18 protein-coding genes are annotated in these 18,306 nt (G+C 62.9%); 17 read left to right on the forward strand and 1 reads right to left on the reverse strand.

Annotated features, from left to right (window positions below):
* The first annotated feature begins 7 nt into the window (after positions 1-7).
* From VR863_RS07275 to VR863_RS07330, 12 genes are read left to right on the forward strand one after another with little or no spacing between them, the layout of a single operon-like run.
* Complete coding sequence (locus tag VR863_RS07275) at positions 8-544, forward strand: hypothetical protein (RefSeq protein ID WP_434784978.1); 537 nt, start codon at positions 8-10, stop codon at positions 542-544.
* Entirely contained in the window at positions 541-3,090 is a 2,550-nt protein-coding gene (gene traC, locus VR863_RS07280) for a type IV secretion system protein TraC (protein WP_324827801.1), read from the forward strand. Before VR863_RS07275 ends, traC begins: the two co-directional genes overlap by 4 nt.
* Positions 3,090-3,494 (forward strand): hypothetical protein, encoded by a 405-nt coding sequence (locus VR863_RS07285; RefSeq protein ID WP_324827802.1) that lies wholly within the window; start codon positions 3,090-3,092, stop codon positions 3,492-3,494. Before traC ends, VR863_RS07285 begins: the two co-directional genes overlap by 1 nt.
* The gene (locus VR863_RS07290; RefSeq protein WP_324827803.1) at positions 3,487-3,867 is read left to right on the forward strand and encodes a type-F conjugative transfer system protein TrbI; all 381 of its coding nucleotides are present in this window, start codon (positions 3,487-3,489) and stop codon (positions 3,865-3,867) included. The genes VR863_RS07285 and VR863_RS07290 overlap by 8 nt, the downstream gene beginning before the upstream one ends.
* Entirely contained in the window at positions 3,864-4,370 is a 507-nt protein-coding gene (locus VR863_RS07295) for a S26 family signal peptidase (protein ID WP_324827804.1), read from the forward strand. Before VR863_RS07290 ends, VR863_RS07295 begins: the two co-directional genes overlap by 4 nt.
* The gene (gene traW, locus VR863_RS07300) at positions 4,370-5,002 is read left to right on the forward strand and encodes a type-F conjugative transfer system protein TraW (RefSeq protein WP_324827805.1); all 633 of its coding nucleotides are present in this window, start codon (positions 4,370-4,372) and stop codon (positions 5,000-5,002) included. Before VR863_RS07295 ends, traW begins: the two co-directional genes overlap by 1 nt.
* On the forward strand, positions 4,999-6,012 hold the full coding sequence (gene traU / locus VR863_RS07305; RefSeq protein ID WP_324827806.1) for a conjugal transfer pilus assembly protein TraU: 1,014 nt from the start codon (positions 4,999-5,001) through the stop codon (positions 6,010-6,012). The genes traW and traU overlap by 4 nt, the downstream gene beginning before the upstream one ends.
* Positions 6,009-6,764, forward strand: a complete 756-nt coding sequence (trbC, locus tag VR863_RS07310; protein ID WP_324827807.1) for a type-F conjugative transfer system pilin assembly protein TrbC — start codon at positions 6,009-6,011, stop codon at positions 6,762-6,764. The genes traU and trbC overlap by 4 nt, the downstream gene beginning before the upstream one ends.
* Positions 6,761-8,482: a conjugal transfer protein TraN gene (locus VR863_RS07315; protein ID WP_324827808.1), complete on the forward strand. Its 1,722-nt coding sequence runs from the start codon at positions 6,761-6,763 to the stop codon at positions 8,480-8,482. Before trbC ends, VR863_RS07315 begins: the two co-directional genes overlap by 4 nt.
* The gene (locus VR863_RS07320; protein ID WP_324827809.1) at positions 8,479-9,291 is read left to right on the forward strand and encodes a conjugal transfer protein TraF; all 813 of its coding nucleotides are present in this window, start codon (positions 8,479-8,481) and stop codon (positions 9,289-9,291) included. Before VR863_RS07315 ends, VR863_RS07320 begins: the two co-directional genes overlap by 4 nt.
* Positions 9,281-10,717, forward strand: a complete 1,437-nt coding sequence (locus VR863_RS07325) for a conjugal transfer protein TraH (protein WP_324827810.1) — start codon at positions 9,281-9,283, stop codon at positions 10,715-10,717. The genes VR863_RS07320 and VR863_RS07325 overlap by 11 nt, the downstream gene beginning before the upstream one ends.
* 9 nt (positions 10,718-10,726) lie before the next feature.
* Positions 10,727-13,429, forward strand: a complete 2,703-nt coding sequence (locus tag VR863_RS07330; RefSeq protein ID WP_324827811.1) for a conjugal transfer protein TraG N-terminal domain-containing protein — start codon at positions 10,727-10,729, stop codon at positions 13,427-13,429.
* A gap of 1 nt (position 13,430) precedes the next feature.
* On the opposite strand, the gene VR863_RS07335 is transcribed toward VR863_RS07330, so the two are convergent.
* Positions 13,431-13,640: a hypothetical protein gene (locus VR863_RS07335; protein WP_324827812.1), complete on the reverse strand. Its 210-nt coding sequence runs from the start codon at positions 13,638-13,640 to the stop codon at positions 13,431-13,433.
* A gap of 109 nt (positions 13,641-13,749) precedes the next feature.
* Here VR863_RS07335 and VR863_RS14940 point away from each other — a divergent pair, with 109 nt between their 5' ends.
* The 5 genes from VR863_RS14940 to VR863_RS07355 all read left to right on the forward strand — a co-directional run bounded on the left by VR863_RS14940 (position 13,750) and on the right by VR863_RS07355 (position 18,271).
* Positions 13,750-13,884 (forward strand): DUF6961 family protein, encoded by a 135-nt coding sequence (locus tag VR863_RS14940; RefSeq protein ID WP_434784979.1) that lies wholly within the window; start codon positions 13,750-13,752, stop codon positions 13,882-13,884.
* A gap of 300 nt (positions 13,885-14,184) precedes the next feature.
* Positions 14,185-14,820 carry a S24 family peptidase gene (locus VR863_RS07340; protein WP_066769721.1) on the forward strand — a complete coding sequence of 212 codons (636 nt, stop codon included), beginning with the start codon at positions 14,185-14,187 and terminating at the stop codon, positions 14,818-14,820.
* Positions 14,821-15,181: 361 nt separating this feature from the next.
* Positions 15,182-17,122: a hypothetical protein gene (locus VR863_RS07345; RefSeq protein ID WP_324827814.1), complete on the forward strand. Its 1,941-nt coding sequence runs from the start codon at positions 15,182-15,184 to the stop codon at positions 17,120-17,122.
* Positions 17,123-17,347: 225 nt separating this feature from the next.
* Positions 17,348-17,794: a hypothetical protein gene (locus tag VR863_RS07350; RefSeq protein WP_324827815.1), complete on the forward strand. Its 447-nt coding sequence runs from the start codon at positions 17,348-17,350 to the stop codon at positions 17,792-17,794.
* Positions 17,795-17,881: 87 nt separating this feature from the next.
* Positions 17,882-18,271: a YybH family protein gene (locus VR863_RS07355; RefSeq protein ID WP_324827816.1), complete on the forward strand. Its 390-nt coding sequence runs from the start codon at positions 17,882-17,884 to the stop codon at positions 18,269-18,271.
* The last annotated feature ends 35 nt before the right edge of the window (positions 18,272-18,306 follow it).

An 18,306-nucleotide genomic window follows, 5' to 3' on the forward strand; every position in this document is an offset into this window, starting at 1 on the left:
CGCGTTGATGATCGCCGGCTGCGCGACGCTTGGCGGCAACGTCAAGGGCGACTTTTCCTGCCGGGCACCGGAGGGAAGCTGCGCGCCGACCTCGATGATCGACGATACCGCGACCCGCGTTTCACAGGCAGAACGGTCCGGTCGTGCCTCTGCGGGAGCGCACAGGGCCGGTGATCGCGGATTGCGGATCGTTGTTGCGGGCTACCGCGACGGGGCGGGCCGCATCCACGAGGCCCGGGTTGTTCATGTCGTGCTGCCCGATCGCGCTGCCGAGCGCTGGCGCGCGCCGCGTTCGACCGGCGACGTGCTTCGCGCACTGGCGCGTCCGGCTGAAGCAGAAGTCGCCCCGCCCGCCGCCGCAGAAGCAATTCCTTTTCAGCTTTCCAATCCGTCCCCCCAGCAGCCTCCCGATGTCCTGGTCATCCCCTCGCAGGATCTGACGGAGCTGCCCGGCGCCAAAGCGCCGGACCCCGGGGCACCTGGTCGTCCCCCCTCCCCCGGCCAGGTGCCCCACCCCGTTCTGCCCGAAGGAGAGCCCAAGTGAACCTCTCGCTATCCTCTGCGCGCGACGCGCTTCTCGCTGGCCTGTTCGGCGATGCGAAAAGGGGCGACCATGCGCAGCCGCGTTTCGCGCTCGACATGCTGTCGGACTGGCTTCCGTACCGAGTCTATGACGAGGGCCCGGGGCTCTACCGCAACGCGCACTCGAAGGGCTTCATTCTCGAAGTCACCCCGCTCATCGGCGCCGACGAGCGGACAGGTGAGATCCTCGGCCAGTTCTTTTCCGAGAGCCTGCCGCAAGGCGCCTGCCTCCAAGTGCTGAACTTCGCGTCCCCGCGCATCGGCGCCATCGTCGGCCCGTGGTTCGCACCGCGCTACGAGCAGGGCGGGATCTACGAAGCGATTGCGAAAGCCCGCACCAACCGGCTCTACGATCTCGTCTGGAAGTCGGGCTCGGCACACGCGCCGTTTCATGCACGCCATGTGCGTCTGGTGCTCTCGCTCGGCGTTCCGGTGCCCGGAAGCGTCACCGATGCAGAACTCACCGAATGCCGCGACGGGATGGCGGGGATGCTGAACTCGCTCGGCCTTGCATCGAACAGGCTCGAGCCCGCAGGCCTGCTCGCACTGGTCGACGAGCTCACCTCGCCGACCACCGCGCGCGAACCCGATCTCACCCACTGGAACCGCGAGGACACGCTCGACGCGCAAGCGATCCGCCGCGACATCGAACTCGAAGTCGAGGACGACCGGCTGATCTTGCGCACCGAGCGCTTCCGCGAGACCGGGCGCTCGCGAGATGGCGTGCCGCAGGTAGGTGAATGCTATCCCGACCGCTTCGATGTGCGCCATTACGGCGTGCGCTCTACCCCTGAGCGCTGGGCACCGTGGGAATGCGCGCGGCTCATCGGCGACATGTTCACCGACAAGCTGCGCTTTCCCTGCCCGGCTGCGACCATGCTGTGCCTGCATTATCCCGACCAGGAAGCCGCCTCGGCGCGCGCAGGCTACAAGTTCATGCGCACCACCAGCCTGTCGGAAACGAAGAGCGCACGTTTCCTGCCCAAACTCTCCGAGCAATCGGCAGAATGGAGACATGTCCAGGCCGAGCTCCAGGCGGGCAAGAAGCTGGTCAAGCTGTTCTACGGTCTCACCACCATCTCGCCGCTCGGCAATGGCGATGCGCATGAGCGCACGGTCAAGGCGATCTACAAGGCGGCCGGATGGGACCTTGCCGACGAACGCTTTCTCCAGCTCCAGGGTCTTGTCGCGGCGTTCCCGCTGAGCCTCGCCGATGGTCTGGTCCACGACCTTGCGCGGCTCAAACGCTTTCGGACCATGCTTTCGACCACCGCGGCCAATATCGCCCCGCTGCAGGGCGAGTATCTCGGCGGGACGATCCCACACCTGCTGCTGCTCGGACGGCGCGGCCAGCCCTTCTTCTGGTCGCCCTTCGAGAACGCGGCGGGCAACCACAATATCGCGATCTGCGGGAAGTCGGGCTCGGGCAAGTCGGTGCTGCTGCAGGAACTCTGCGCTGCGCTCCGCGGCGCGGGCGCCAAGGTCGTAGTGATCGACGACGGGCGCAGTTTCGAGCATTCGGTCAAACTGCAGGGCGGGCGCTTCGTCGAGTTCACGCTCGCCTCGGGCTTCTCCTTGAACCCGTTCTCGATGGTCGATGATGCCCGCGCGCACGAGGATGAGGATTACCGCCTCGACTGCTTTGCGATGATCAAGGCGATCGTCGGCCAGATGGCGCGGCCGAGCGCCGCCCCCTCGGACACCGAGCGCGGGCTGATCGATCGTGCAGTAACCCAGGTCTGGAATGCGCTCGGCAGCGGCGGCGCGATCGACGACGTCGCGCATGCGCTCCATCAGAGCGAGAACGAGGCGGGCAAGGACCTTGCCACAGCGATCGCGCCCTTCTGCCGCGGCGGCAGCTATGCCGGGTTCTTCTCGGGGAAAGCGAGCTTCGCGCTCGAAGACGTTTTCACCGTCTTCGAGATGAGCGACCTCGCGTCCCGCGAGGAGCTTCGAAGCGTCGTCCTCTCGGCGATCATGTTCATGACCGGCCAGGCAATGACGCGCTCGTCGCGTTCGACCAAGAAGCTGCTGCTGATCGATGAGGCCTGGGCGATGCTCAGGGGCGGTTCGATGGGCGAGTTCGTCGAGACCTACGCCCGCACCGCACGCAAATATGGCGGCGCGCTTGCGACCGCCACCCAGTCCTTGAACGACTATTACAAGTCCGATGGCGCGCGGGCTGCGCTCGAGAACAGCGACTGGATGCTGGTACTCCAGCAAAAGCCCGAGACCATCGCCGATTTCCGCAAGGAGGCCCGGCTCGACATGGACGACCGGACCGAGACGCTGATCCGCAGCCTCAAGCGCTCGGGCACCGAGTACAGCGAGATCTACCTCAAAGGTCCCGAGATGGAAGCCGTTGGACGCCTGGTACTCGACCCACTCTCGGCAACCATCTTCTCCTCCGATCCCGACACCTACGCCGCGATCCACCGCCATGTCGAAAACGGCATGCCGCTGGAGCGCGCAGTCGCGCTGGTCGCAGGTGTGGAAGGAGGCATGTGATGGTGCTCGAGACCACCACGCTTGTAGATCGCGTGCCGCTTCCGTCGGTCAGACAAGCCCGTGACAAGCACCGTGCGATCGACTGGCTGGCGCTGTTCCAGGGCACCTGTCTGGTGCTGATCGAAACGGCAAGCTTCGCGGCGAGCACGCTGCTGCTGATCCTCGGCGTGCCGCTGTTCGTGTTCCTGGCTGTAGCAGGCTGGGATCTCACGGCGCTGTTCGCGCAGCTTGGCAATCTTGCCGACCATTACCGCAGTGCCGAACCGATCGCGCGCCGCTTCTTCGCGCAGGACCTCCAGATCGCATTCCTCATCGCTACCGGCGGGCTCGCGCTGCTGCGGCTGCCGGCATTCCTGCACCGCCTCGATCGCCGCCTTTCCGAAGGAGCCTCCCGCCATGCATAGACTGAACCTGACGCTTCGCCAGCTGGGCCCGAAACTCCTCGCTCTAGCGTTGCTCGTTGCCGCGCTCCTGTGGGGTGCGTGGATCACGCAGCAGGTCACAACTTCACCCAAGCAGCGGATCGTCACTGTCCGGCTCGCCGAGACCATCGGCACCTTCGTCGAGGAAGCCGCGCGCGCCGATGCCGATCCGGCGGTCGTCCAGGCGGCGAGCCTTGCCTACCTCAAGGCCGCCGAAGGCGCCGTTGCCGACATGGGCCATGACGGCCGCGTGGTGCTGGTTGCCGAGGCAGTGCTCGCGGGCGCTGCCGAAGACGCAACGCCCGAACTCGAGCAGCGCATTGCGGACAAGCTCGCCGGGGAGAAGCTGCCATGAGCCTTCCCCTCTCGCTACGCCGTCCGCTGCTGCTCTCGGGGCTGGTCCTGCTGCCGCTCGCCTGGGCACCGCTCGATGCCTTCAGCAAGGACCACGCTTTCCTCATCAATGCGAGCCCGAGCCTGCCCAACTGGGCGTTCTGGCTCGACAAGCACGCGCCGATCGTTCGCGGCAGCCTGATCTTCTTCGAGCCGCCGCAAAGCGAGCTGGTCGAAAGGCATTTCGGAAAAGAACCACAGATGTTCGGCAAGCGCGTCCTTGGCATGCCGGGCGATGTCGTGCGCCACGAGGGCGATGCGGTCTTCATCAACGGGAAGCAGGTCGCGAGCCTGCTCGAGGTCACCCGTCTCGGTGTCCCGCTCACGCGGGGGCCTAATGGCGTCATCCCCGAGGGCTGCTACTACACCGGCACCAGCCATCCCCGCGGGCTCGACAGCCGCTATGGCGCAATCGGCTTCGTGTGCCGCGGACAAATCCTTGGCAGCGGGAAGGCGATCCTGTGATGCGCTCCCTCTTTCCGCTTGGCGCGCTTCTCCTCGCTGCGCTCCCGGCCAGCCTGCAGGCGCGAGACTATGGCCAGCGCGGCGCGGTCTTCCCCGTGATCGAGCGCGATCTGCTCGAACAGATCCATGCTCGCCTCGCGCAGATGGAAAAGTCGGGCGAGACCGCGCGGCTCAACGAGGAACTCAAGCGTCGTACGATCGCCCGCGTCAACCGGCCTGATCCGGTTGCCGGCGTGATCCGCGCAAGCGCAAGCCGCCAATGGGCCTTCGATCCGACAATTACGCTTGCTGCCGATATCCGGGGCGCAAAAGGCGAGCTGATCCATGCCGCCGGAACCCGGGTCAATCCGCTCGACAGCGTCAAGCTGCGCGGCGACCTCCTGTTTCTTGACGGCGACGATCCCACGCAAATCGCCTGGGCGCTGAGGCAGGACGCCAATGCCAAGCTGATCCTCGTGAAAGGCGCCCCGCTCAAGCTGATGAAGGCCCGCCAGCGCCGTTTCTATTTCGACCAGGGCGGCAAGCTGACGGAGAAATTCGGCATCAGGGCCGTCCCCGCGCGGGTGCGCCAGAATGGGCGTGTCCTCGAAGTAAGCGAGATCGCGCTGCCGCCTCGAAAGGCCCAGCCATGAGCAGCATCCGCGCCTTGCTGATCCTCACCACCGCGACGTTGTCGTTCGCTCTTGCCTCGCCCGCCTCGGCCGATGCCGGGCCTGGCAAATGCACCGGGCAGTTCGTCAATCCGATCACCGACATCTGCTGGTCGTGCCTGTTCCCGATCTCGGTCGGCGGGCTCGAAATCTGGCCCAGCAATCGCCCCGATCCCGACAATCCCGATCTGCCCGTCTGCCTGTGCGGTCTTCGGCCCGGCATCGCGATGGGGTTCTGGGAGCCGGTCCGGCTCGCCGATGTCAGTATGAAGCCTTGGTGCTTCGTGAACCTCGGCGGGATGAAACTCGATCCCGGCTTTGATATCGGCTTGCGCTCGATCTCCGGTCCTTCGGCCGTGGGCGGCGCAAGCCAGTATTATTCGAGCTGGCACGTCCACTGGTATGCCTATCCGCTGATCTACTGGATGGAGATCGTCGCCGATTTTCTGTGCCTCGAGCCGGGTTCGATCGACATCCTCTACATCTCCGAGATCGATCCGCTGTGGCAGGACAGCGAGCTCACCGCGATCATCAATCCCGAGGCCGTGCTGTTTGCCAACCCGCTGGCGCTTGCCGCCTGCGCGGCGGATTGTGCTGCAGCGACCGCGAACCTGCCGCTCGACGAGATGTTCTGGTGCGCAGGCTGCCAGGGCTCGATGTATCCGATGAACGGTAACGTCTCGGCTTCGATTGGACATGTCCAGGCCTCGCGGCTCGTGCTCTCTCGCTTCGCCTACAAGCTCCACCGCGAACTTGTCTCATGGGGCACGATGGGCTCCAAGGGTCTGTGCGGCAAGTACCTCATGCCGGTGATGAGGAAGCAGCAATACCGCTTCCAGGCCACCAACCCCAATCCGGCGACCAAGGGCCGCTACGCCTGCCCGCCCATTGGTGCCTCCACCACCTTCCAGTCCCCCGGACAGGTCATCCCCGCCATCGGCGAAGACATGGGATACCTCGTCTGGCGCAAGAGGAATTGCTGCGCGCTATGAGAAACGCTTTCCCCATGCTCGTTGGCCTGAGCCTCGTGATCGCTGCCGGATTTGCCGCAGCTTCCGCGCAGGATGCCGGGCCCGACCTTGACCTCGCTGAGATCCGCGCGCGCGCGGCCGAACATGCCGCCGACGCCGAGGCGCTCGCCACATCGGTCAGGACAAAAGCGGATGCCCTCGCAGAAGACGCGCGCGCCGCTCAGCAAACGGCTTTCGACAATCGCGCAGCTTATGCCGAGACTGCGCAGGCGACCGCGAATGCCGGGCCGCTCGATCTCGATGGCATGATCCGCGCCCAGGCCGATGCGGAAGTCGCAGCGCTGGGCGAAACGCCCCGGTTCATCGCGTTTGCCTCCTTGGCAATGCCCGAACCCGCATTGAAGGCACTGGTTCGCGATATCTCGAGGGCCGGCGGCGTCACCGTGCTGCGCGGATTCCCGCAAGGCGACGGCGCGCGCTTCAAGCAGCGCATCGCCGCGATCTGGAGCGATAGCGATGATGCCGGCGCGCTCGGTATCGACCCGCGCCTGTTCCGCGCCTTCGATATCAAGGTTGCCCCGAGCTTCGTGATGATCGCAAGCGATTTTGCCCCGTGCGACGGGTTCGACTGCAAAGACGTCTTGCCGCCGCACGACCGCATTGCCGGCAATATCAGCGTGGCCGAAGTGCTTGACACCTTCGCTTCGGGAGGCGGTCCGGGAGCGCAGCTCGCGCGCCTCCATTCCCGCAGGCTCGAAGGAGAACGGCCATGAGGCTCATACAATCGCTTCGCATAGGACTTCTCGGTCTTCTCGCCGTCGCCGCGCCCCTTTCCGCGCAGCAGCAGGACGCGCGGGCCGATGGCAAGGCCTTTGGCGAAAGCCTGCGCGGCGAAGCGCAAGAAGCTGCCAGATCGCAGCCCAATGCAGCAAACCTGCCCAACTACGACCGCAACGCCGTGCGAAACCTGGAAACGCTCGCCGACGATCCCGACCGGATCGAAAGCAATGCGGCCGCCGCTGCTACCGGACACCAGGGCTATCGCGCCATGCGCGACAGCGTGGCCAATCGCGCGCGCTTCGATCCGGGCGAGATCGAGGACGTGATCGCGCGCAGCCTCGCCATCAATGAGACCCCGCTCGACTACACCAGCGGCATGGCAATCTCGGGTGGCCAGGGCAATTGCGTGCCGCTGCCGCCCGGGTCCGGATCGGCAGGAACCTACACCGCGACCTGCAACACCGGCACGCGGATCGAACAGTCGGTGGGTCAGTGCGCGGTGCCGCTCGTTGCCAGCGTGATCCGGCGCCAGCAATGGCACTATCTCTGCAATGAGACGAGCACAGTCTATGGATATCCCTGGTGCTCGGCATTCGATGGAGGCTCGTGCCGGATCACCGGGTATCGGCCCGGCCCCTGCCTCCAGTGGCGGCAGGACCAGTTCTATAGATACTGCACCGAACCTGGCGACCCCATCGCCGAAATCACATGCGACAATCCAGATGCGCGCTACACGCCCTATGCGGTGACCACGGACAACTCGATCGATACCTTTTCCGACGAGAGCCAGTGCACCGGATTTGCCGATAATGGCGATTGCACACTCGATGCAGAGATCTGCACCGATGCCGATCCGCAGACCCGCGTGATCGACGGTGTCTCGGTTACGCGGTCCTGCTGGGAATGGCAGCGTAGCTACACCTGCACATCGCGCGAGGCGGCGACCGACTGTTCGGATATCGAAAGCCAGGGCACCTGCCGGTTCATCGGCGAGGAATGCCTCACCGACGAGACGCCCTGCGAGACCTGGGAGCGCATCTACGAATGTCCCCTGCCCGGTACGGACAGCTCCACGCAGTATGTCTGCGACGGCGACGTCTATTGCATCGATGGCAGCTGCGAGACGATCGAGCGCACCGCCAATGACGAGTTCAAGGATGCGGCGGTCGCATTGCACGCCATGGACGAGGCGCGAGGGGCATTCGATCCGAACACGCTGACGCTGTTCCGCGGCACGCGCAACACCTGCTCGTCCAAGGTCTTCGGCGTCCTCAACTGCTGCAAGGGCAAGGGCTTCCCGCTCATCCCCGGAATCAGCCTGCTGGTCGCGCTCGGCTGCAACCGCGAGGAAGTGCTGCTCCACGAACGCGATGCGCAGGGGCTGTGCGCCTACGTCGGGACCTATTGTTCGGACAAGTTCCTTGGCGTCTGCCTGACGAAGAAGAAGGTCTATTGCTGTTTCGAGAGCAAGCTCTCGCGGATCCTGCAGGAACAGGGCCGCAAGCAGCTCCCCAAGCCATGGGACAAGCCCAAAGAAGAACAATGTGAGGGGTTCACTCTCGACGAGTTTGCCCGGCTCGACCTCAGCCGGATGGATTTCAGCGAAGTCTATGCCGAGTTCACTGACGCCGCACGGCTGCCCGACGAACTCGAGACCAGCAACCTCATCCAGCAGAAGATCGAAGATTATTACGCAAGGGGCGGCCAATGACCCATCTGCATAACCTCACGGCGCTCGCGCTCGCCATCGCTGCCCTGCCCGCCACTCTGGCCCAGGCGCAGGAGCGGCAGGACACAAGATCGACCACCGCTGCCGACGCGCTCTACTGCCAAGAGCGTAGGCTCGGCTACTGGTTCTACTGCGTGAAGCCCGCTCCCATTGAAGATCCACAACAGCCTGAAGCCGAGCCGGTCGCGGCAACGCAGGAACTCGACGCGATCACCTCCGAGCTGCGCGAACTCAAAGCGCGCGCGATCCTCTATCCGACCGAGGCCAATGTAGCGGCCTATATCCGCTTCCAGCGCGCGCAGCTCGACCGCGCCTCGCTGTTCTCCGATGTCTGGCAGCGGGCGATCTGGCAGGACCCGGAACTCGACTACACGCTTGAACGCCCCGTCGGAGCGGTCGCCAAGAAGCAGTGGCAGGATGCCCGCAGCGCGGAGCGCGATCACGTCATGGCAACGCTCTCGCAGCGCTACGGCCTTTTCTATTTCTTCAGTTCGACCTGCGGACCGTGCGAAGTGATGAGCCCGATCGTGAAGGGCGTCGCCGACCGCTGGCGGATCACCGTGCGCGCGATCTCCACCGATGGCGGTCCATCCAGGCATTTTCCCGACTATCGGGTCGAGACGAACCAGCGCGGCAAGCTTGGTCTCGAAGGCAAAGCCACCCCCGCTCTGGTGCTGTGGGACAGCGTGACCAAACGCCCGATTCCGATCGGCTACGGCGTTCTCTCGGCCGACGAGCTGCAGGACCGCATCTACCTTCTCACCTCCAAGGAAGCCGGACATGATTACTAGCATCCGCAATGCGGCATTGACCCTCGCCGCCGCCAGCATGGTTGCCTCACCGGTCGCCGCGAATGTTGGCGACAGCATGGACCGCTTCATGGATGACATGGGCGCGGCGGCGAATGTCACGGGCCCGACCGCCTTCGAAGGCCAGTCGGCAGGCTATTACAGCCTTGGCAATGTCTGGACGCGCTTCCCGCAGAAGACCACCAACATCGCCAATCTCCAGCTGCCGCGCGCAAGGGCGGGCTGCGGGGGCATTGATATCTTTGCCGGGTCTTTTTCCTTCATCAATGCGAGCGAGATGGTCGCTCTTCTGAAAGCCGTCGCCAACAACGCGGTCGGGTTCGCGTTCAGCCTGGCGATCGATACCGTGTGCCCAGAGTGCAACAAGATCATGCAGGAGTTTAGCCAGAAGGCTCAGCTCATGAACAATCTCTCGATCAACTCCTGCGAGATGGCGCAGGGGCTGGTCGGCGGACTGTGGCCCAAGGGCGATCTCGCCGACAAGGCGATCTGCGAGGCGATCGGCAATTCCGAAGGTATCTTCACCGACTATGCGGCCGCCAAGCACGGCTGCGGGACGCGCGGCCAGCGCACTTCGACCAACGAAGGCGCTGGCACCGACTATGCCGACATCAATCCGGGTGTGGCACGCAACTACACCTGGCACGTCCTCAAAAAGAGTGCCTTCTTCAACCCCGGTGGGACATTCGACCGCGACCTAGCCGAATACGCCATGACGCTGATTGGCACGGTCATCTACGTGCCGCCCAAGGATGACGAGCAAGGCAAGTTCGTGCCTTTCGCGGGCGATGGGTCCTCGACTCTGGTGAGTGCACTACTTGACGGGACGCAGGGCCAGACCGTGCGCGTTTTCCGCTGCGACGAGACCGACCTCTGCCTCAATCCCACCTTCGAGCAGATGAGCCTTGCCAACGCCAAGGCAATCCGTCCGCGCGTCGCGCTCCTCATCGGCAATATGGTCGACGCGATCCGCGCCGACACCGCAATCGGCAATGCCGAAAAGGAATTGCTGCAGGTGGCCTCGGTCCCCTTGTACAAGATCCTTACCGTCCAGGCCGCCTATGGGCGCGGAATGCCGACCGACGACCGTGACACGCTCGCCGAGATCGCCAGCATCGACCTGCTCTATGCCATCCTCGACCGGATCGTCTCGGAAGCCGGTCGCTCGATGGCGAGCTTCATCGCCGGCGACGAAGCCAAGCTCGCGATCTGGCGCGGCCAGGTTGCTGAGGTGCGTTCGGGGCTCGTCCAGCGACAGGCCACCGGACAGGCCAAGGTCTCCGCTATCATGCAGATCATCGAGAAAACGGCGATGATCGAGAACGCCCTTGCCGCCTCGATGTCGCCCTCGATGTCGGCAGCGCTCGACTGGTCGCGCGGGCTCCAGTCGCGCTCCATTATCCCCTGAGGCCGCGACATGGTCGAGATCTTCACAACCGGCGGCGGCGAATACATCGTCAATGTCTTGAACGCCGTCGCCGCGTGGACCGGGGCCGGTGGCTACAAGAGCCTGATCCAGGTGGCATTGGTCATGGGGATGGCGCTTGCGGTCATTGTCGTCGCGTTCAACCAGGACTGGCGCGCCTGGCTCAACTGGTTCCTCGGCGCGACGCTCATCTACATGTGCCTGATGGTGCCGCGCATGGATGTGCAGGTCACCGACCGCGTCAATCCGAGCCTTGCACCGGCAGCAGTGGCCAATGTCCCGCTGGGCCTAGCGCTCATGGCAAGCTTTACCAGCCAGGCGGGCGACTTTTTTACCCGTTCCGCAGAGCTCGTCTTCGGCCTTCCCGACGATCTCAACTATTCGAAGAACGGCATGATTTATGGCGCGCGCCTGCTCGAAGCGACGCGCTCGCTGCGCATTGCCGACCCCGAGTTTGCCGCCAATTTCGACGAGCATGTGCGGCAATGCGTGTTCTACGACCTGCTCCTCGGCCGCTACTCGATGAAGGAACTTTCGGAGAGCAACGACATCTGGTCGACCATCGCACCAGGCAGCGCCGCGCGTGCACAGCGCTTCGTCACCCGGCAGGCGGACGATAGCGTCACGGCCACGATCATCACCTGCCGCGAGGCCTACACTGCGCTCTCCAACCAGTGGGCCGGTCTTATCGATGAGATGACACAGGTCGCCGGGCGCCAGCTCTACCCCCGGCAGACCGAAGTGCTAGCGAAGACCAAGCTCATCGCCGACCTGCCGATTGCCTATCAGTACCTCACAGGCGTCTCGAAGGATGCAAGCAGCATCTTCCGCCAGGTTCTGACCATTAACGCGATGAACCAGGCGATGCATGGATTTGCCGGAGCGAGCGGCGCGTCGAGCGTCGATGTGTTCGCGCAAACCCGCGCCGATATCCAGACCGAGCGCACCTATTCCTCGATCGCGCATAACGCGATGAAATGGGTGCCAATCCTCAATGTCGTCTTGACGGTCGTATTCTACGCGCTTTTTCCGGTGCTCTTCCCGCTGTTCCTGATGCCGAAGACCGGACCGATCGCGCTCAGAGGATACGTCACGGGCTTCTTCTATCTGGCAGCCTGGGGGCCGCTGTTCGTCATCCTGCACATGATCATGATGCTCAAGGGTGCGAGCGATGTGGCGGCAGCGGGCGGCGCAACCGGTCTCAGCCTCGCTACCTTCTCCGGTATGACCGACGTCAATAACGATATCGGGATCCTGGCCGGCTACCTCGTTGCATCAATCCCGTTCCTTGCAGGCGGCGTGGCCAGGGGCGCGCTCGCAATATCGGGACAGGCAACGAGCTACCTCAACCCTAGCCAGAACGCGGCAGAAGAGGCGGCGCGCGAAGCGAGCACCGGCAATGTTTCGCTCGGCAATACCAGCCTTGAGAACTCGAACGTGTTTTCGCGCCAGTTTGCGCAAGCCAGCCTTGCTCCCAGCATTGGCTACGGCGCCGCGCAGACGCGAGCCACGGGCGAAAACGGCACCCAGACCACCGGCTTCCCTCAAGCCGAATTCGCCACCGTGCCGACCTCGAGCTATCCGTTCACCCCGACACTCGGGCAGGACTTCTCGAGCCGACTTGCGACCATGGCGAGCCAGAGCCGCGGCCAGAGCGAAACATTCTCGAACCTTGCCCAGCAGTCGACGAGTTCGGCTGTCACCCGCTTCAGCGAGCTACGCGATGCGTACACCCGCTCGCGCTCGAACGAGAGCGTCAGTGGCACGTCAACGAGCGACAGCATCGGCAGCGCCTTCAGCGAGGTCGACAACGCCTCGAAGACACTCCAGCAGCAATTCGGGCTGTCTCGTCGAGCCGCCGACGACATCACAGTCTCGTGGTTCCTAAATGGAAATGCAGGGATCGAAGGAAAAGTAGAGCGAAAGGGAACGAAGGGAACACTTGGGCTAGGCGGCGGCCGCAATCAGAGCTGGACTGACAGCGATATCGGGATCGCTTCAGAGGACCGGTCGCGGATCACGGGCGCGCTGCGCCAGATCTCGGACAGCCGTAGCTGGTCGAGCACGCGGGAAGGTTTCTTGCGCGAAACGAGCTCCAGTTCGGAAGCACTGGTGTCCAGCACCTCGGCAGGCATCACTACCTCGATCACAGAGGCGCAGAGCTACACGCGTGAAGCGCGCCGCGCCGAAGAGATCGCCAGCCGACTCGAGAACCAGGCAAGCTGGTACGAAAGTGCCAATGCCGCAGGCACTCTCAACCTCAGCCAGGCCTATCGCGAATGGGGCATGGCGGAGATCGAGGCTAACCGGGACTACTACGGCCCGGTCCGCTTTGACGACATCGACTTCCAGATGAGCGCGCGGGGCCAGCAGCTTCAGGCGCGGTTCGTCGAAAGCTATGCGGACCAGTTCAATGCCGAGATCGCGGGCGACCTGGTCTTGCCACCCTCTGTGCCCGTCGCTCGGCCCTCGGTGAGCAGTGCGGAAAGCGTCCGGGGATCGGTGCAGCTTGGCGGCGTGCCGGGAAGCCTGAGCACCCCGTCCAGCGAAAGAGAAGACATCGCCCGCGATGTCGATCGGGTCCAGCGACGGGGAGAACAGAGCATCGGTTCCGTAAAGGGCTACCTCGACGGAAAGACCCGCGATGCCAAGGGAGCCTCGGCTGAAGCGGCGGACGATGTGAAGGAATGGTAGCTCAGATCAGTCCGTCGTAGATGATCACGTAGATCACAAACGCTAGGAACAACGCGGCAAATAGGTAAATTCCGCGCCGCTCCCAAGGATCAGCCCAGATCTTCTTCCAGGTGTAGGAAGTAAGGCGGTTCTTGGCGATGGCCCGATCGACTTCACGTAGACCTTCCCAGTCATGCTTGCCGCCAGTGTGATTGTTGTCTGGATCGCTCATGGCTCATTCTCCTTCACACGAAGGGAGCCGCCCTCTCCTCTTCTCAGCCCCATCTTGCTGCTGAGAAAATAGCCGAAAATCATCGGAAAAGCGAGCACGGTGTCTTGGCCTGCAGACTCGAAAATTCATTGCGTCGAAGATTGATCAGCTAAGCCAGGCCGGCGAGCTCGACGGGGCAAACCTCTGGCAGGATGTTGCAGGTCGCTATTATCAGCTTGGCGAGCGCACTCACCCTCACTCCTGATGCAGTCGGGATTGGTACTCTCAACCGACTGTAGATACGCTTCCAGCCGCTCGAGGGTTCTGCGGCGCGGCTTACGCCCTTGCCTGAGGTCGAGTACGAATCGAGGATCACCGACTGCCCGCCTACCGAAGCGTGTCGCCGAAATATGATGATCTTTCAGATGCCTTTCGATCCGTTCCAGCAAGGTCATGACCCTTTCGCTCCGACTCGCAAATCCCTTGTGTTCTTGTTATGTTCTTAGTAGGATCCCATCCGCGAGTCTAGGAAAATTCCTACGATTGAGATTCGAAGGACAGACAGATGGAACACGTCAGGGAAGAACTCGACCGGTTGATCCTCAAGGGTGGATATGGCTACGCTTCGATATCGCGGCTGCTCGGCCGCAACCCCGCTTATGTACAACAATTCATCAAGCGCGGCTCTCCGAGAAAGCTCGATGACGAAGACCGAAAGACACTCGCCTGCTTCTTCGGCGTAGATGAGCAAGTGCTCGGCGGTCCCGCCAACCCGGTCAATGATGGCATGGTCGAGATACCGGTTCTCGATGTCGAAGCATCTGCCGGCTTTGGCGCGGTCGCGTCTAGTGAGACCGCACACACACGGTTCGGATTCGATGAGCGGTGGCTGCGGCACCTGACTTCGGCCAAGAGCGCCAGCCTGTCGATCGTCGGCGTAAAGGGTGACTCGATGGAGCCCACGCTCAGCGATGGTGACGAGGTCCTGGTCGACGCGTCAGACCATGGCTCACGATTGCGCGATGGAATCTATGTTTTGCGCGCTGATGATGCTCTGGTCGTTAAGCGTATTGCTATCAAGCCTGGTGGCCGACAAATCACAATCGCCAGCGACAACCCAGCTTATCCAACTTGGCACGACATGGACCGATCTGAGGTGCACGTCGTCGGTCGGGTCATCTGGTTTGGCCGAGCCTTGTAACGGCAGGACTTGGGCCGACTGCGGACAGTCTGCTTTTTTACGCGCAAAGTGGAATGCCGACTTTGCGGGTAAAGACCTGATATAGAAAATTATCGGGCTACTTTTGTTGCGCTACGATCATGGAAGCAGACATCGAATTCTGAGCATGTGCCGATTGCAAAGTCCCTTCGAGGTTGTAGTCTCCTCGCCAAAGGGGGGACTATTGGACCAGGCGGGAACCGGAGTCATCGCACGAAGAGCGGCGAGAGCCCGTCTATTCGGAGAATTCCGGCTCGAGACGCCGGATGGCACGCCGGTAGTTCTGAACAACCGTCGCGCATCGCTCTTACTCGCGATCCTTTTCCTTGAATCAAGCAACAGCATGGACCGCGAAGCGCTTGCGAAGCTGCTTTGGCCCGATCGATTTCTTGCGCAGGCCAAAGCCAGCCTGCGCCAGTGCCTGCTCGACTTGAAGCGAGTGTTGGGCAAGCATGATCTGGATTGCCTTGTCATCACGCGTTCCCAGATCGCCCTTAATCCGCAAAGCACTACATCCGACTTGCAAGACCTTGAGACAATTCTCTCATCGGAATGCCCTGAACGAGCCGTCTCTTCGATACTGGAAATCGGCACCCGTTCGCTAGTTCAGGAACCGCCGCTGAACTCCGAGATCGACGAGTGGCTGACCAAACGGCGCCAGCATGTCGACGCTCGTTTGCGCGCCCGTCTGTCCGAAGCCATCCGGGCCTCTTCGGGTGCGACGCGCGAAAAGCTTCTCGAAGCGACTGGGGCCCGTTTTCCGACCTATCGGCGGTTCAGCCAAGTGGTCGATCAGGTAACGATTGCGCTCCTGCCCTTCGCGCAGATCGATACTGTGGGCGGCAACTTCTTTCTTGCTGACGGAATTGTCGACGAGCTTTCGACGCGGCTTGCCGGGATCAACGGCATCGGCCTGTCGGGTCGCACATCGGTCGCCGCCCTGGCGAACAAAGGGCTCACTCTCACCGAGATGGCATCCGACCTCGGCGTTTCTCACCTGATCGAAGGAGAGGTCAGACGCGGAGAAGCTGGGATCGAAATTCGAATTGCGCTTGTCAGCGGACAGTCAGGCACCGAGGTCTGGTCGGATCGGCTCAGCGGCTCGATCGAAGACTTCTTCGATGGCCGCAAGGTTATCGGCTCCAATGTCATCGGCGCAATTTGCCGCGCTTTGGGGATGGCTCCCTCTCCATCGCCATCGCGCAGGATGACCGGCAATCGCGAGGCTTACGCGTTGTATCTGCAGGCGCGGGCGATGGTTCAGAAAATCGGCGTTGACGGCGCTTTTGCGCAAGGGATCGAATTTCTCGAACAGGCGCTCGAGATCGACCCCGAATTCGCCGAGTGCTGGACCGCGCTCGCCAACGCGCACATCATGACAGCGGCGATCACGCCCAGCCTCACGCGGGTCGAGCAATCGGCCGAGGCCGCGCGCTGTGCGCGGCGCGCCATCGAGCTCGATCCGGGACAGGGCCACGCATTCTCGATTCTCGGCATCCACGAATGGGCCCAGTTCAATCCGGCAGGCGCGCTGGAAATGGCATTCGAGGCCTATGCCCGCGATCCCAATGACGCCGATGTCTGCTCGCGGCTTGGGTCCTGCCTGCTTTACCTGGGAAAGGCGCGCGAGGCACTGCCATACGTCGAGGAAGCCGTGGATCGCGACCCGATCTACGGTCGCAACTATGCAATGCTGACCTCGGCCTACCTCAGCCTCGGAAAGATAGACAAGGCCTTGGCGGCAGGCCAGCGGCTGGCCGATCTCGGAACACCGGCGCTCTGGCTGGCGCTGGCCCAGTTCGCCAATGGGGATAATGAAGCGGCGATGCAGACCCATTACGACGTTCGGTCGTATCTGGGATCAACCGTTATGCGCCCACCGGGCATGCCGCCGATGGATGATGGTGCGCGTGACGCCTACTTCGCCTTTGCGGCGCGCGGCATCTATAGTGGCAAGGAAGAAGACCGCGCCGCCTATTGCCGGATGCTCGATGGCTTGCACGCCACGATGCCCGATCCATACGATTCAACCATAGCTTTCCCGGCAATCTGGATGGGCCACAGCGACCTTGTGATGAAGATGTATTCGGCACGCATCCATCCGGCCAACATGTTCGGCCTGATGAGCCTCTGGATCGATATCGACCCGATCAACCGCACGATCCGGCATCCTGATTTCATCGATTTTGCCGAACGCATCGGCATGACCCAGGCGTGGGAGCGCTTTGGCTGGCCCGATCTCATCCCCAGCGATCCGCAAACAGGCCGAATTCCCACGAATTGACGCTTTTTTGACGGTTCGGCGGCTTGACCGGCGGGCTCTCGTGAAGGCATCTCAATGCCCACGGGGAAGACAGCAACAGTGCCGGATTTTCGGAACCTTGCGGGCACCAGCGCGCCGGGTGACGGGCGGACTTTGCCCAGATTCCTCCAGTGGGTCGCACCACTTAAGACCGGCCTTTGCAGCGCTGCTGCTGGACCGTTCGCGACCAACATTGGGGGAGTTTCAATGACCAAATTCAAGAGCCTGCTCGCCGCCGCAGCCATTGCCGTTTCGCTGCCGATCGCCATGCCCGCCGCCGCGCAGGAATTCCCGCTCGAAGCGGGCGAATATGCGCAGTTCAACGGCATCTACGTCAAGGATGGCGGCGATTACAAATACGCCGAATGGCTCGCGGGGGAATGGAAGCAATTCCAGGACTACGCGCTCTCGCAAGGCTGGATCACCGGCTACAAGATCTTCTACAACGTGAACCCGCGCGACGGCGAACCCACGATGTATCTGATGACGAGCTACGCCAGCCTGCCCGATGCAGCAGAGCAGGAGCGCCGCAATACCGCCTTCGATGCCTGGGCAAAGAAGACCTCCGAGCAGCAGATCGCCGAAAGCGGTAACCGCGCCGAGTATCGCACGGTCAAGAGCAGCATCCTGCTCCAGGAGTATACGCCGCGCTGAGCGCGTCGTTACCGAGCCTCGGCGGGTGCTATGCGACCCGACGCCCGCCGGGGTTCATCCTTCGAAACAACACGAGGATCGATACCGATGGCTACAACAACCACGCCCGCAACCGACCTGCACCGCGCCTATATTGCCGCGATCAACACCAACGAAACCGACACCATCCTAGCGCTGCTGAGTGATGACGTCGTGTATCAGGTTCCAGGCGAAGCGGAACTGATCGGCAAGGCGGCTGTGGCCGAATGGGCTTCGGCCTTCTTCGCCGGATATGAAGCGCAGTGGGACAAGACCGAACACGCGCTCGAAGTGTCAGGCGATCTCGCGGTCAGTCGTTACACCTACACCGCCAAGTTCCGCGCCCGCGAGGACGGAGCGGAGATGGGCGAGGTCGGCAAGGGCACCTGCGTCTACCGCCGCAACGCCGCCGGAGAATGGCTGCTGATGATCGATAGCTGGAGCACGCACGAGCCCTGATCAGAAGGGGCCGTACGGCTCGGCACCCCGCAGTC

Source organism: Qipengyuania zhejiangensis, assembly GCF_035607565.1.
Taxonomy (GTDB): domain Bacteria; phylum Pseudomonadota; class Alphaproteobacteria; order Sphingomonadales; family Sphingomonadaceae; genus Qipengyuania; species Qipengyuania zhejiangensis.